Origin of the sequence: Mesorhizobium sp. M0778, assembly GCF_040320105.1 — a bacterium.
Classification (GTDB): Bacteria; Pseudomonadota; Alphaproteobacteria; order Rhizobiales; family Rhizobiaceae; genus Mesorhizobium.
Window position 1 is genome coordinate 1 of sequence record NZ_JAMYPA010000040.1, and the last position, 13,779, is coordinate 13,779.

The window sequence follows — 13,779 nt, forward strand, 5'->3', positions numbered from 1 at the left end:
TTGATATAGGCGCGTATGGCGCGATTGATTCAGGGACCTTTGAGAAATTGGCGCCATTCCAATGGCCAGCGCCGAGCCAAGGCACCCCCCTCTGGCCTGCCGGCCATCTCCCCCTCAAGGGGGGAGATTGGATGTCGCCACCGGTTTCGCCAATCGTTACCATTGCTGAAAAGGCGGTGCCGGCAAAACTGCCAATCTCCCCCCCTGAGGGGGAGATGGCCGGCAGGCCAGAGGGGGGTGCGTGGCGCCAGCCGGAGGACAAAAGCACCCGCTTCTTTGCCAACGGCAATTTCTACACACCCGACGGCAAGGCACGCTTTATTGCCATCCGCCCAACCGCCCAAACCCGCACCAGCCTGGACTACCCGTTGGTGCTCAACACCGGGCGCGTGCGCGACCACTGGCACACCATGACGCGAACCGGCAAGAGCCCGCGCCTGTCGCAGCACATGGCCGAGCCTTTCGTCGAAATTCACCCGGCTGATGCGCAGCACTACGGCATCGGCGATGCCGATATTGTGCGCGTCTCGACAGCTTATGGCGAGGTCGTGGTCCGCGCGCTGGTGACAGGGCGCCAACGCCAAGGCTCTGTGTTCGTGCCGATGCACTGGACCGATCAGTTTTCCGCGCGCGCGCGTCGATGCCCTGGTCGCGCCGACGACTGATGCGATTTCAGGCCAGCCGGCTTCAAAGAACGTTGCCGCCCGAATCGAGCGGTTCGCCGCCACGGCCTTCGGCTTCGCGGTGCTTGCGGAACGGCCCGCATCCATCGACGCCGATTATTGGAGCCTCGCCCGCTGCCCCGCCGGCTGGCGCCTTGAAATTGCGCTGCAGGACAGCCGCGACTGGACCGGGTTTGCCGCCGCGCTGTTCGGCCCGGAAGGCGAGGCGCTCGCCTATCACGACATCGCCGGCGGGCACCATCGCTTCGCCCGTTTCGCGGGCGGTCGGCTGGTCGGCGCGCTCTATCTTGCGCCTACCCCGGTAGCGGTGTCGCGCGGCTGGGCGGCCGAACAACTGGGTGCCGACCATGCCGATCGGCAGGCGCGGCTGGCGATCGTCGCCGGCAGGCCTGGCGGCAAGAGCGTCGACCGCGGCGCCATCGTCTGCGCCTGTTTCGGGGTCGGTGCCAACCAGATCGCGGAAGCGGTGCGCGGCGGCTGCACCAGCGTCGCGGCAATCGGCGCCGCCCTTCACGCCGGCACCAATTGCGGCTCCTGCCGCGCCGAGATCAAGACCATTATCGACGGGCGGCGTCTGCAAGCTGCAGAGTGAATGCGCCGAGGAACCCTGCCGCGCCGCTGCATGATGCTTACTAGCAATTTACAAACCATAGGCTACCACCGTTCTGACTTCGATTCGTTCGGAACGGGAGCCCCATGAGTAAAGCCCTGACCTCATTCGCGCTTGCGGCCGTGCTGACGGCTTTGCTGATGGCGCTCAGCCTGGCGGTGGCCAGGCATGGCTATCCCTATGGCGCGATCGGCGCCAAGCGCTTGAGTGACGTCGCCGATGCAGGGGCATTCATTCCGCTCGCGGCGGTCTACTTCCTCAGCGCACTGCTGATGATGGTTCTGCCGATCAGGCTCGCCGGCATCGTCCTGACGCATGCCGCCGATGCAATCTTCTGGACGGTCATCGTGTTGTTCGCGGTCATCGTTGGATGTCTCGCCGCCAGATTTGCTTTCGGTCAGCACGATGTGCTCTCGGCACTGCTGAACTGGCGGTTCCTGTTTGTCGCAGCCATCGTCGGATGCCATCTCTTCATCAACGAACTGCGGCGCAACATCCTGTTGAGAAGCCTGTTCTTCGTCGTCTTCGCCGCTGCGACACTGGCCTGCCTGTTTTGGTCCTTCACGATCTGAGCATGTGCGACCGTCGGGACAGACGGCTTAATTCTTGTCGACCGGCTTTGAGCGCATTCGCGAAACGGTCTCACGCTCGGCCCGCTTCGAACGCATCGGCGGCAGGCCGCGGTCGACCAGGTCCATGTCTTCCAGCACCATGTCGCCCATCCGCTTGAAAGCGATGTCGAGTGCGCCGGCCCGGTGGGCGGAGCGCAGGAACCCCGGCAATGTGCGGACCGGGTGATCTTGGGCCAGCGGCTCCTCAGGAAAAACATCACTGGCGGCGACGATGTGGCCGCTGCGGACAGCATCCATCAGTGCCGGAAAATCGACCACGCCAGCCCGGCTGAGTAGGATGAAAGCGGATCCCTCGCGCATCCTGGCAAAGGCTTCGGCGCCGAGGAAACCCTGGTTTTCGCTGGTCACCGAAGTGACGACGAAGACGAAATCGCTGCTCGACAGGACTTCATCGAGCGAGGCCGGCTCAACGCCGTTCTCGATCAGGATCGACGGCGGCAGCCACGGGTCGAAGACTTTTGGCCGCGTGCGAAAACCCGTCAAAAGCCGGTTGAGCGCGCGGCCGAGATCGCCGAAGCCGATGATGCCGACATCCGCGCCGGAAAGAAGCCGCGCCGTCCGGTTGCCGTCGCCGCCCCACAATTCCTTGCCTTGACGAAAAGCGAGGTCGGCATCGACGATGTCGCGGGCAAGGTTGAGCGCCATGGCAAGGCCGAGCTCGGCCACCGGTTCGGCAAAGACCAGCCCAGTGGTGACGACATGGATGCCGCGCGAAAACAGCGTCTCATATGGCATGTTGTTGATGAGGTTGCTCTCGACATTGAAGATGCAGCGCAGCGCCTTCATTTTTTCCAGTGTCTCTGGCGCGATCGGCGGCTGGCCGACAATGTAGCGCGCCTCGCCAAGGATATCGGCCGGCAGCGCCGCGACACCTTCGGGCGATGTTTCGACGATGCGGTATTTCGACCGAAATTTCGTCAGCGCAGCCGGCGTGAAGATCAGGTCGAGCGTGCGTGGATGGGGTGCGCTGATCACCAGCGGCAACGCGTTGTCGGACATGATACTTTTCCTCCCGTGCGATCCACGACGCACCATACTGGAATCATCTTTTCCAGCCCGACCCCTATCACATGCCTGTCGAGGAGGAGAAGTTTGCCCGCCTTTCGGCCTTGCGGTGTGGCGGTCGGTGGTCCAGATAGACGGCGATCGAAGGACGACAAGGAAGACAGCGACATGATCCCGTTTCGAAAGAACCTCATCGATGGCGAGTGGGTGGGCGATGCCGGCTGCCGCAATATCAACCCGTCCAATCTCGACGACGTGGTCGGCGAATATGCATCGGGAGGCGCCGAGCACGCCCGGCAGGCCATCGCGGCGGCGAAGGCGGCATTTCCGGCATGGTCCCGATCGGGCCTGCTGGCACGCCACGCGGTGCTGAGGAAGGCGTCGGACGAGATCGCCGCGCGGAAAGATGAAATCGGCCGGGCCTTGGCGCGCGAGGAAGGCAAGACGCTGGTCGAGGGCATTGGCGAGACTGTGCGGGCTGCCCAGATATTCGACTTCTTCGCCGGCGAGACGCTACGCCTGTCGGGCGAGCTGGTGCCAAGCGTGCGGCCCGGCGTCGGCGTCGAGATCACCCGCGAAGCGGTCGGCGTCGTCGGCATCATCACGCCGTGGAATTTCCCGATCGCCATTCCGGCCTGGAAAATCGCTCCGGCGCTGGCCTACGGCAACACTATCGTCTTCAAGCCGGCGGAACTCGTTCCGGAGAGCGCCTGGACAATTGTCGACATCCTGCACCGCGCCGGACTGCCCAACGGCGTGCTCAACCTGGTGATGGGCAAAGGTTCGGTGGTCGGCCAGGCCATGCTCGACAGCCCTGATCTCAACGCCATCACCTTCACCGGCTCGGTCGGCACCGGCAAGCGCGTGGCCGCCGCCAGCGTCGAGCACATGCGCAAGTTCCAGCTCGAAATGGGCGGCAAGAACCCGCTTGTCGTGCTCGATGATGCCGACCTTGCCGTCGCCGTCGACTGCGCGGTCAACGGCGCCTACTTCTCGACCGGCCAGCGCTGCACGGCGTCGTCCCGCCTGGTGGTGACGGACGGCATCCATGACCGCTTCGTCGAGGCGATGAAAGATCGCCTGGGCAAGCTGGTCATCGGCGACGCTCTCGATGCCAAGACCCAGATCGGGCCGGTGGTCGACCAGAGCCAGCTCAAACAGGACGAGGACTATATCGCCATCGGACGTCAGGAAGGTGCCGATCTCGCTTTCGGCGGTGAGCGGCTCGATCGCGAAACCCGCGGCTTCTATTTGCAACCGGCGCTGTTCACCGAAACCACCAACGCCATGCGCATTTCCCGTGAGGAGATTTTCGGACCGGTCGCCAACGTCATCCGCGTCAAGAATTATGATGAGGCGCTGGCGGTGGCCAACGACACACCGTTCGGGCTGACGTCCGGCATCTGCACCTCGAGCCTCAAGCATGCCACGCATTTCAAGCGCAATTCGGAAGCCGGCATGGTCATGGTCAACCTGCCGACGGCGGGCGTCGACTTCCACGTGCCTTTCGGCGGGCGCAAGGGATCGAGCTATGGCCCGCGCGAGCAGGGCCGTTACGCCGCGGAGTTCTACACCACCGTGAAGACCGCCTATACCTTCGCTGGCTGATCACGGCGGCACTCATCCGGGACCAGCCAGGCAGGCGAGCAAATCGATGGCATCTGAAAATACGGACCTGACCTGGCTCAATCCGCCGCCGCACTACGAGTTCGGCGACAATACGGTGCATGTGCGGACCGGCAAGGAGACAGACTTCTGGCGCGAGACGTTCTACGGCTTCTGGCGCGACAATGGCCATTTCCTCTATCGTGAGGTCGAGGGCGATTTCAGCGCCGAAGTCACCGTCAAGGGGCACTATGAGGTGCTTTACGACCAAGCCGGGCTTATGGTCCGCCTGAGCGAGACCCATTGGATCAAGGCCGGCATCGAATACACCGACGGGCTGATGTATTTTTCCGTCGTCGTCACCAACGATGCCTCCGACTGGTCGCTGGCCAATATTCCGGCCGACCCGGACGGCGTCAGGATCCGCTTGACGCGTCATGCCGAGACGATCCGTGTCCAGTATCTGGACGCGTCCGACAAGCATTGGAAGCCGGTGCGGCTTGCCTATTTCCCACCCTCGAAAACGGTCGATGTCGGCATGATGTGCTGTTCGCCGCAGCGCGAGGGCTTCGAGGTCACATTCAGCGACTTTTCGATCGGCCCGCCGATCTCGCGGCAGCTCCACGACTGAGGCGCCGCGATCCGGTCGGGCGGTTTGCGTCCGGCCGGCCTCAGTAGGTCGCCCGGCCGCCGGAGACGTCGAAGACGGCCGCCGTCGTGAACGAGCATTCCTCGGACGCGATCCAGCAAATCAGCGCCGCCACCTCCTCGACCTCGCCGAACCGCGCCATTGGTATTTTGGACAGCATGAAGTCGATGTGCTGCTGGCTCATCTGCTGGAAGATCGCGGTGCGCACGGCCGCCGGCGTGACGCAGTTCACCGTTACCCTGGTCTTGGCCAGTTCCTTGCCAAGCGATTTGGTCATGCCGATCACCGCGGCCTTGGAGGTGCTGTAGGCCGAGGCGTTCGGGTTACCTTCCTTGCCGGCAATCGAGGCGATGTTGATGATCCTGCCGTAATTGCGTTCGAGCATATGCGGGACCAGCGCTTTGTTGCAGAAGAAGACGCCGTTGATGTTGATGTCGATGACCCGGCGCCAATCCTCTACGGAATACTCCCAGGTCGTCATGTTCGGTCCGGTGATGGCAGCGCTGGTGACAAGGACATCGACTGCGCCAATCGCTTCGATCGTCTCTCGGGCGGCGGCTTCGACCGCTATGGGGTCGGCAACGTCTAAGGTGACGCTGTGCAGGCCTGGAACAATGGCCTTGGCCTGCTCGATCTGGGCGGCATCGCGATCCCAGACCGAAACACGCCCGCCTTCCTTAGTGATCCTTTGCGCGACGGCAAGGCCGATGCCTGAGGCGCCGCCGGTGATAACAGCAGATCGTCCGGCAAATCGTCCCGCGAAACTCATCGGCATGTGGTCTTCCTCCCAATCGGCGGCGAATGTGAAGTCAACGGCGGACAAGTTCAAGCGCGGACTTGCAGCCTCCGAACAGCTTCGTGATGGGCCAGCACCAGGCAATTGAACGGCACTGCCTCTTGGCCAAATCGTCTCGTCCGGCATGGGAGAACTGCAGGAACGACTTCGCCCAGTTTGTCATCCGGGTGACATGCAGCGCCGGATGCGCTATATTGCACTGCACAATGCGAGCGCCTGCAGGCGAGGCCCCCATCGATCCGATGAATCGGCCCATGAGCGGCCATGAAATCGGCATTGAGCTGCAAGGACGGAAAACCGCTACCGAGATGAAGATCCCAAAATCTCTGTTGATTGATCCGGACAAGAACACGGTCTATGGCAGCTTTGCCGTTGCCGTCTCGATCTGGGCATTCTCCTACTCGACCATTTTCGGCCAGGCCATGATCCTGGCCTATTATGCGGTCTGGCTGCCGCTCATCCTGGTCGACTATCGGAAAATATTAAGGCACGCCTCCAGCGCCTGGCTTCCGCTGGCGTTTGCAGCCTATGTCTGCTTCTCGGTGTTCTGGTCGGCAGCTCCCGGCACCACGGCAAGGACGGCCGTGCAATATTGTTCCCATATCGCATGCGCCTACATTGCCGCGCGCACGGTCAGCGTCCGGACCTTGACCATAGGCGCCCTAATAGGGATTTTCGTCGTCCTGCTCTACTCGCTCAAGGTCGCGAGTTATTCCTACGACGTTCTCGACGGGACATACAATTTCGTCGGCGCTTTCAGCTCCAAGAACCAGATCGGCTTTGTCGCATCGCTTGGCATCTATTTCTGCGTTGTCTACCTGGCCTTTCTCAGGCGCGGCCGCATAGGTTTTTTGTTGATTGTACCAATCGTCCTTCTGTCGGGCTATCTGCTGGTCGTGTCGCATTCGGCCACTTCGATGGCATCGACCCCGGCGGTTCTCGCCCTGGTCGCGCTGCTTTCCATGGGCAAGCTGCTTTCGCTCCGCCATCGCCGGGTTATTTTCGTGATCGGTGCAGGCGGGCTGGTCGCCTGCACCGTGATTGCGCTGAATCTCGGGCTAATGGACTTTGTCCTTGGCCTCTTCGGCAAGGATTCGACGCTCACCGGACGAACCTACCTCTGGCAGCAGGGCTGGAATGCCGCGCAGCAATCGCCCATCCTCGGCGTCGGCTACGCGGCGTATTGGGTGCAGGGCTTCTCCGAGGCCGAGCGGCTGTGGAATGAATTCTACATCGCCGCCCGAAGCGGCTTCCACTTCCACAACACCTACATCGAGACCTTGGTGGAACTCGGCTTCGTCGGAGCGACACTGCTGTCGCTGATCATCCTGCGCACGCTCTGGGGGCACGTCTCGGCGCTGATATTCAGGACATGGCAAGCCGAGTCTGTGATTCTCGCCGGCGTCATGGTGCTTTTGTTCATCCGCTCCTTCGTCGAGGTCGAGACCCTCAATCCCTACATCATGGGATCGTTCCTGCTGTATTACAGCTACTTCAAGCTGGTGAAGGTGCCGTCCGTCGCCCGTTCCCGGTGGAGCGCCGCGAACCATCTCGAGGAACCGGACGCCGTGCGAGGCTAGGTAGAGCGGGCCGATCCGGGCTGTTCGTCGCCCAAAGGCCGCCTTGTTTTCTGATCCATAAAATACGAAGCCCAAAACCCCGCAGGCCGCCGCCTGCGAGGTGGGTGCTTCGCTCCGGTGGAAAGAAGCTACTGGATGGCCAGGGGCGCCGGTTTGACCTTGATCACGTCCCCGGGCAGCACCGGCGTGTCTTCGTCGGCGGTGATTTCGCTGGTCTTGCCGTCGACCACCCGCACCAGGGAAAACGACATGGCGGCTGGTTCGTTGTTGCCATAGAATTGCGGCATGGGGTTGCCCGACAGGGCTTCGGTCATCAAGCCTTTTTCCATATTCAGCTTCAGCGTCGCTTCGTTGAGGTCGGCTTCCGTCTGTTGCCGGTCGGTCGCGAGGGTGGAGTTCTGGGTGTTCTCCAGATCGATAGCGTCCTGAGTGGCCTTGCTGATCGACTGCTTGGCCGTGAGAATCGCCGTTTCGTAATCCAGTATCTGGCCTTCGAGGTCGGCGATGGTTTGCTGGGAATTCAAAACCCGGGTGTTGACGACCAGGCCTTTTTGCGCCAGCGAGCCGATACCGTTGAGCTGCTCCTTCGCCAGATCGACCTGCTTCTGCTGGTTGACGATCTTTTTCTGCAGCGAATCGATCTCGCTCTGCAGCAGCGCCTTCAAGTCGTCGAGCGCCTGCAAGCGTAGGTTGAGTTTCTTCTGGTCGGCCGCCAGGATCGCCGTCTCATCGGCAACGATGCTGGGCAGCTTCGGATCGTCGGCCACTTCCTTCGGCACTTCGAATGACGGCTTGTTCGCCAGTTCCGCTTCGATGCGGGCGCGCTTGACGATCAGCCTGACCTGTTGGTCTTGAAGTACGTCGAAATTGCCCTTGGCATTGATCAGGTCGCGGTCGTAGCGCTGCCCGCTCTCCGAGTTCCGCCGGGTTCCGCCGGCAATGCTCATCGCTTTCAGCACCGTCAGCCCAGGCACGCAAGGATACTGTCCGGGCGATTGCACCTCGCCAGAAATATAGAACGGCCGGTACTGCGCCATTTCGACGGAAGCCTCGGGCTTGTCAGCCAGGGCGAGCTTACGCTGTAGCGCCTCGCCGAGCGATGCCGCGATCTCCGAGGTCGTCTTGCCGGATGCGGGCATCTCGCCGACGAACGGCACCGACAAGGTTCCTGCCGGCCCGACCGTGTATTCTCCATTGATGGCCGACCAGTCACGGAACGTGCCTTCGACGGTCTGCCATTCCGCTACGCGGATGGTTAGCTTGTCTTGTGCTCCAAGCCGATAGTCATCGGCGAAGGCAAACTGCGGCAGGGCCAGCGACAGGCCGGTCGCCAGCGTGAGGCAAGTCGTCAAAAGTCGTACTCGCGGCATGCGTCTGGAGAGAATGCCGGTGCAAAAGATATCGATTATATCTGCTTTCAACTGAGCGTTTCCGATCTGGTTTGCCCCGCCCGATGCCTGAGTCCCGATGCCTGAGTCCCGGGGCCTGAGTTCCGGGCTCGAATTCTGGACAGTCGCTCCTCGATGCACGGCCAGCAAGCGGCCGTCAGTAGCAGCCTCGCGACATCCAGACCGCAGGTACGGTCTTGATGATGATGCGAATGTCTTCGAACATCGACCAGTTCTCGACATAGTGTCGATCGAACGCGACGCGGCTGTCGTAGGAAACATCGTTGCGTCCGCTAACCTGCCAGAGCCCGGTCAGGCCGGGGCGCGATTTCAGGTAATAGACGGCCGAATTGCCATAGATCTCCAACTCATCGCGTACCACGGGACGAGGCCCAACCAGGCTCATATCCCCCTGCAGGATGTTGATGATCTGCGGCAACTCATCGAGGCTGAGCTTCCTCAGCACCGCTCCGACGCGCGTGATCCGCGGGTCGTTCTTCAACTTGCGGGTCGCTATCCATTCGGCGTTGGCCTCCGGATTCGCGGCGAGATAGGCAGCAAGCACCCGCTCGCCGTCTGGAACCATAGTGCGGAACTTGAGGCACGGAAAAATCCGTCCTCCGCGGCCGATCCGGCTATGACCATAGAAAATCGGCCCGCCATCGGAAAACCTGACAAGCAGCGCTATCATCACGAACAGCGGGCTGAGAGCGACCAGGCCGATCAGCGAACCGGCAATATCGAAGCTGCGTTTGAGCAGGCCGCCGATCGGCGGCGGAAAATCGACGCCGGCCTGCGAAAAATCCGCGTCGGCCGGCTTGGCTACGTCCCTCATGCGTAAACTCCATACGTTGAACGGATGGTTTAGCGCACGATACCAAAAAAATGTTGCAGCGCAACACACAATTTCCCAGCCGGCTGTAATAGTCGCGTCATGAACTGACTAAATAATGAACTCGTCCTGCACAAAATTTTGCCTTTATGTCGCAAAGGCGACAGATTATGGGCAATTTTGGAAAATCTAGTCCAATTTTGGGGCTTATTTTGGGCGAATCGCTCTTTATACCCGGTTGTGGAGCTTTGCCGTCATTTAGAAGTTCAAAATATCGACTGATGTTATGATAAGATACTGGTCAATATTATAAATCTTACTGGAGCGAGTCGATATCCGTCAATCAGTGGTGATGCCGACGTGTGCATTGCACCATGGCAGAGGCGATCCTGAGGATTCGCTTAAAATTATTCCGTAGCTGCCCTTGCCGCCTATTGCTCGCCTCAATAGAGTTGCAAATTGTTTCTGTCGGAGTATGGACAGATTGGGCAAGGCCGGAAGCAACCGGCCAGAAGCGGGCAACCTAAACAAGCTCGCAGAGTTTAAGGGAGGTGCTCGGGGTGGGCTTGTCGACATTTTTTCCCGAGCCGGTTGATGGGCCATCGGGTATGTCACTGCCAAAGTTCATTATCGGAATGTGTTTTGCGCTGGCGATCGTGGTCGTCTGGTCCTATTTGGGCGGCGCCTCGCTCGGCACGACGCTTTTTCGCGTCATCGGCTGCGCCATAGTCATCCAACTCGGTTATTTTCTGCTGGTCTTTGCCATGGTCGCAAGAAATGCCCCGACCTCGGCCGACAAAATTCGCGACGCAGAACGAAAGCTGAGTTCGAACGAAGCGGCCGAAGGCGAGAAATTAAGCGCCAGGAGAGGCCTTCACTGATTTCGGGCGTTGGCCTCCAGCAACACGCCGCAAGTCGGCATCCCGTTTCTTCAATTCCTCGATGCTCCCGGCCTCCACCAAGCGGCCGCTCTCCATCGCCACGACCTACTCGGCAGTGACTGGTTGGCCAACTGAGCGCGCCAGTGGCTTGATCCGGGCCGTGCAGGAGCGGCTCTGCCAAGCGGCGCCTTTCGGGAGCTATCCCGATTGCGGCTCGCCGCCTGCCCAGCCGCGTCATGACACCCAACCAAATGAAAAACTGGACGGCGCCGATGATTTTGGCGATGCTTGCTTCGCACTTGCAGCATAGGCATTTGGGCCGATGCATGTCAGACGGGCGGTGAGGCATTGAGCGGGGAGGGCGAGGAAATCCGCAACGATTTCTGCAATCGAGAGGCATGTCCATGACATCATCCCAAGTCTGCGTGATCATCGCTGCCCGTAACGCGGCGCGGACAATCCCGGCTGCCATTGCATCGGCATTGCGCGAGCCGGAGGTTGCGGAAGTCATCGTCGTCGACGACGCGTCCACCGACGATACCGCGAAAGTCGCCCATGCAGCCGACGACGGCACGGGCCGCCTTTCCGTCATCCGCTTCGACGTCAATCGCGGCCCCTCCTTTGCCCGCAACGCCGCGATAGCCGGTTCCAGGTCGCCGTTCATCAGCATCCTGGACGCTGATGATTTCTTTTTCGAAGGCAGGTTTCACAGACTGTTCGCCAGCACCGATTGGGATTTCGCGGCAGACAACATCATGCTTGTCAGGGATGACGCGGCAACCGACGTCTCGAAAATCGTCGCTCCACCGTTTTCGCCCGAGCCGGAATTCCTCGATTTCGAGGGTTTCATCGACGCCAACATCTCCAGGCGCCGTGTGCAACGAGGGGAACTGGGCTTCCTCAAACCCGTGATCAGCCGCGCCTTCCTCGATCGGCATGGGCTGCGCTACGACGAGAAGCTGCGCCTTGGCGAAGACTATGAACTCTATGCGCGCGCGGTTGCGCATGGCGCGCGCTTCAAGGTCATCAAATCCTGTGGCTACGGCGCGATCGTGCGCGCCGATTCGCTGAGCGGACGGCACAACACCCAGGATCTGAAGCATCTGGCCGATGCCGACCTGGCACTGCTTGCGATCGACAGTTTGCCGGAGGCATCGAAGGCTGCGCTGAGAAGGCACGAGCGGCACATTCGCGACAAATACCGGTTGCGGAAGTTCTTAGACGTGAAGACTGAGCGCGGGCTGGCGCCGGCTGTGGCCTATGCCTTGGCCGGCTCGTCCAACCTCACGGCCGTCGTCCGCGGCGTTGCCTCCGACAAGCTGGATGCGCTGTTTCGCCGCGCTGGCTTCGCCGCGAAGCGTCAGCATGTGCCGCCGCTGCGCTTCCTCATGGCCGGAACCAGCACAGCCGGCGAAAGCTAGGCTCGTCAACGTGGCGATCGCCTTACCTCGGTCGGCTCGCACCATTTCGACGCGATTTATGAGTTTACGATCTAGGTGGTTGCCTATGCGCGCGGGGAATGGCAATCTATGTTGCGGTGCAGCAATTTTGGACGGCCAACCGAACTGGCCCGAGACATCCCCTGTCAGAGGAGCTGGACGATGCGAGAAATGTCTTTTGAACGTGGACGGGCGCCAAGGCCGGTCATCGTCTCGACGATGATGGGGCGCTGACTGCATGGCCTCGATCTTTCGCTTCCGATCGAGAGATCCGGCGCGCGACACGCAGACCGACACCGCGCGACTCGATCGCTTGGCGAAGCTGCTGGACCAGATCGCGGCCGAGGTCGAGGCGGAGAAGAACGGACTTGAGAACCGCTACAGGACAACGGCCACCAATGCCGCCTTCCTGGTCGAGGCCATGGAAAACGGGGCGGTCTCCTCCCGCAGGTCTTCCGAAGTTGGCGAACTGACTAGGTCGATCCTGAATTGCGAGCGGCGCATCGCTGCGCTCTCGCGCCAGAAGCAGATGATGAAGGATCTCCGTCATTCGCTGGATGAAATCTTCGAGGAGGATCGGCAGAACGGCCCAGACATAAGGACCGATTTTGTGAAACCCGCCGGTCCCGGCACAGGTTGAGCGAACATCCCGGGGTCGGCGCAATGGTTTTGGGCACGCTACAGGAGCCTAGGAGCGAAGAGGTCAAGATTAGCTTGTTTCATCACGGTTCGAACGATCGCTTTGGGGGCGCACAGCACAAAGGTGAGTTTGATATGAACGCAGATCCTAAAAGCACGTCCACCCCGGCAACCGGCGGCACCCCGCTCACGCGCCCGACCCCAGGCAAGCTGCGGCGGCTCCGTTCAGACGGCGCGTTTCTGCTGATCGTTCTCGGCAGCCTGGTTGCGGGCCTGGTGCCCGTCCGCGCCCAGGATCTCCCAACCGCGCCGTCCTTTGTCGATGATTTCACCAGCCTCAGTCGCGCGCGCTGGTACATTTCCGACGGCTGGACGAACGGCAAGCATCAGAACTGCACCTGGTCCAAAAGCCTGATCGGCCTTTCCGACGGCATGCTGACGCTCGGTTTCGAGAAGCGCAAGCTGAAGGATCGCGAATTCGCCTGCGCCGAGATCCAGACCAAGCAGCGCTTCGGCTACGGCACCTACGAGGCGCGGATGAAGACCGACACGGGCTCCGGCGTCAACGCGGCATTCTTCAGCTTCGTCGGCGATGCCGACAAGCAGCCGCATGATGAAATCGACTTCGAGGTGCTGACCAAGGACACGTCCAAGGTCCAGGTCAACGCCTACATAGCCGGCAAGGGCAAGAACGAGAAGCTGGTCGACGTCGCCGGCGGCACCGACAAGGCATTCAACGACTACGCCTTCGTCTGGGAAAAGGACCGGCTGCGCTGGTACGTCAACGGCAAGCTTGTCCACGAGATCACCGATCCGGCGAAGCTGCCCACCCATTCGCAAAGGATCTATTTCAGCCTGTGGGGCAGCGATACTATGAAGGGCTGGATGGGGCCGTTCTCGGATCCGGGCCGCAAGCTCGCCATGCAAGTGGACCGCGTTGCATTCACCGCACTCGGCCAGCCCTGCCAATTCCCGGAATCGCTGTCATGCAAAACGAACTAGAAGCGCATCTGAACCGGCCGGGCCGAAGGTGGTCCGAA

Annotated in this window: 12 protein-coding genes and 1 pseudogene; 9 read left to right on the forward strand and 4 right to left on the reverse strand. The window is 61.1% G+C overall.

The annotated features are described in order from the left end of the window. Both NKI22_RS30540 and NKI22_RS30545 read left to right on the forward strand, forming a co-directional pair. Positions 1-1,275: pseudogene (locus tag NKI22_RS30540) on the forward strand (molybdopterin dinucleotide binding domain-containing protein); the annotation flags it as partial. Between the two features lie 104 nt (positions 1,276-1,379). Continuing rightward, on the forward strand, positions 1,380-1,865 hold the full coding sequence (locus NKI22_RS30545) for a hypothetical protein (protein ID WP_023717999.1): 486 nt from the start codon (positions 1,380-1,382) through the stop codon (positions 1,863-1,865). A gap of 27 nt (positions 1,866-1,892) precedes the next feature. Here NKI22_RS30545 and NKI22_RS30550 read toward each other — a convergent pair whose 3' ends face one another. Beyond that, complete coding sequence (locus tag NKI22_RS30550) at positions 1,893-2,924, reverse strand: hydroxyacid dehydrogenase (protein WP_023717998.1); 1,032 nt, start codon at positions 2,922-2,924, stop codon at positions 1,893-1,895. A 177-nt stretch (positions 2,925-3,101) separates the two neighbouring features. Here NKI22_RS30550 and NKI22_RS30555 point away from each other — a divergent pair, with 177 nt between their 5' ends. Next, positions 3,102-4,538 carry an aldehyde dehydrogenase family protein gene (locus NKI22_RS30555; protein WP_031193674.1) on the forward strand — a complete coding sequence of 479 codons (1,437 nt, stop codon included), beginning with the start codon at positions 3,102-3,104 and terminating at the stop codon, positions 4,536-4,538. A 46-nt stretch (positions 4,539-4,584) separates the two neighbouring features. Then, a complete protein-coding gene (locus tag NKI22_RS30560; RefSeq protein WP_023717996.1) occupies positions 4,585-5,166 on the forward strand; it encodes a DUF1349 domain-containing protein in 582 nt (193 codons plus the stop codon). Positions 5,167-5,206: 40 nt separating this feature from the next. On the opposite strand, the gene NKI22_RS30565 is transcribed toward NKI22_RS30560, so the two are convergent. Continuing rightward, positions 5,207-5,959, reverse strand: coding sequence for an SDR family NAD(P)-dependent oxidoreductase (locus NKI22_RS30565; RefSeq protein WP_352817028.1), 753 nt, complete (start codon positions 5,957-5,959; stop codon positions 5,207-5,209). 329 nt (positions 5,960-6,288) lie between these two features. Here NKI22_RS30565 and NKI22_RS30570 point away from each other — a divergent pair, with 329 nt between their 5' ends. Then, positions 6,289-7,560 (forward strand): O-antigen ligase family protein, encoded by a 1,272-nt coding sequence (locus tag NKI22_RS30570; RefSeq protein WP_352790656.1) that lies wholly within the window; start codon positions 6,289-6,291, stop codon positions 7,558-7,560. Between the two features lie 128 nt (positions 7,561-7,688). On the opposite strand, the gene NKI22_RS30575 is transcribed toward NKI22_RS30570, so the two are convergent. Continuing rightward, positions 7,689-8,912 carry a polysaccharide biosynthesis/export family protein gene (locus tag NKI22_RS30575; RefSeq protein ID WP_084642532.1) on the reverse strand — a complete coding sequence of 408 codons (1,224 nt, stop codon included), beginning with the start codon at positions 8,910-8,912 and terminating at the stop codon, positions 7,689-7,691. A gap of 193 nt (positions 8,913-9,105) precedes the next feature. Then, positions 9,106-9,783: a sugar transferase gene (locus NKI22_RS30580; protein ID WP_023717993.1), complete on the reverse strand. Its 678-nt coding sequence runs from the start codon at positions 9,781-9,783 to the stop codon at positions 9,106-9,108. 605 nt (positions 9,784-10,388) lie between these two features. Between NKI22_RS30580 and NKI22_RS30585 the strand changes: the two genes are divergently transcribed. From NKI22_RS30585 to exoK, 4 genes are all read left to right on the forward strand, one after another. Further along, entirely contained in the window at positions 10,389-10,661 is a 273-nt protein-coding gene (locus NKI22_RS30585; protein ID WP_023717992.1) for an exopolysaccharide production repressor protein, read from the forward strand. Positions 10,662-11,059: 398 nt separating this feature from the next. Beyond that, positions 11,060-12,082 carry a glycosyltransferase family 2 protein gene (locus NKI22_RS30590; RefSeq protein ID WP_023717990.1) on the forward strand — a complete coding sequence of 341 codons (1,023 nt, stop codon included), beginning with the start codon at positions 11,060-11,062 and terminating at the stop codon, positions 12,080-12,082. A gap of 256 nt (positions 12,083-12,338) precedes the next feature. After that, complete coding sequence (locus NKI22_RS30595; protein WP_023717989.1) at positions 12,339-12,740, forward strand: hypothetical protein; 402 nt, start codon at positions 12,339-12,341, stop codon at positions 12,738-12,740. Positions 12,741-12,874: 134 nt separating this feature from the next. Next, positions 12,875-13,741, forward strand: coding sequence for an endo-1,3-1,4-beta-glycanase ExoK (gene exoK / locus NKI22_RS30600; protein ID WP_023717988.1), 867 nt, complete (start codon positions 12,875-12,877; stop codon positions 13,739-13,741). Positions 13,742-13,779: the final 38 nt, after the last annotated feature.

Bases quoted from the DNA above. Each gene is read 5' to 3' on its own strand.
- NKI22_RS30585 (WP_023717992.1), top strand. From the start codon at position 10,389: ATGTCACTGCCAAAGTTCATTATCGGAATGTGTTTTGCGCTGGCGATC.
- NKI22_RS30550 (WP_023717998.1), bottom strand. From the start codon at position 2,924: ATGTCCGACAACGCGTTGCCGCTGGTGATCAGCGCACCCCATCCACGC.
- NKI22_RS30590 (WP_023717990.1), top strand. From the start codon at position 11,060: ATGTCCATGACATCATCCCAAGTCTGCGTGATCATCGCTGCCCGTAAC.
- NKI22_RS30560 (WP_023717996.1), top strand. From the start codon at position 4,585: ATGGCATCTGAAAATACGGACCTGACCTGGCTCAATCCGCCGCCGCAC.
- NKI22_RS30595 (WP_023717989.1), top strand. From the start codon at position 12,339: ATGGCCTCGATCTTTCGCTTCCGATCGAGAGATCCGGCGCGCGACACG.
- exoK (WP_023717988.1), top strand. From the start codon at position 12,875: ATGAACGCAGATCCTAAAAGCACGTCCACCCCGGCAACCGGCGGCACC.
- NKI22_RS30565 (WP_352817028.1), bottom strand. From the start codon at position 5,959: ATGCCGATGAGTTTCGCGGGACGATTTGCCGGACGATCTGCTGTTATC.
- NKI22_RS30580 (WP_023717993.1), bottom strand. From the start codon at position 9,783: ATGAGGGACGTAGCCAAGCCGGCCGACGCGGATTTTTCGCAGGCCGGC.
- NKI22_RS30570 (WP_352790656.1), top strand. From the start codon at position 6,289: ATGAAGATCCCAAAATCTCTGTTGATTGATCCGGACAAGAACACGGTC.
- NKI22_RS30545 (WP_023717999.1), top strand. From the start codon at position 1,380: ATGAGTAAAGCCCTGACCTCATTCGCGCTTGCGGCCGTGCTGACGGCT.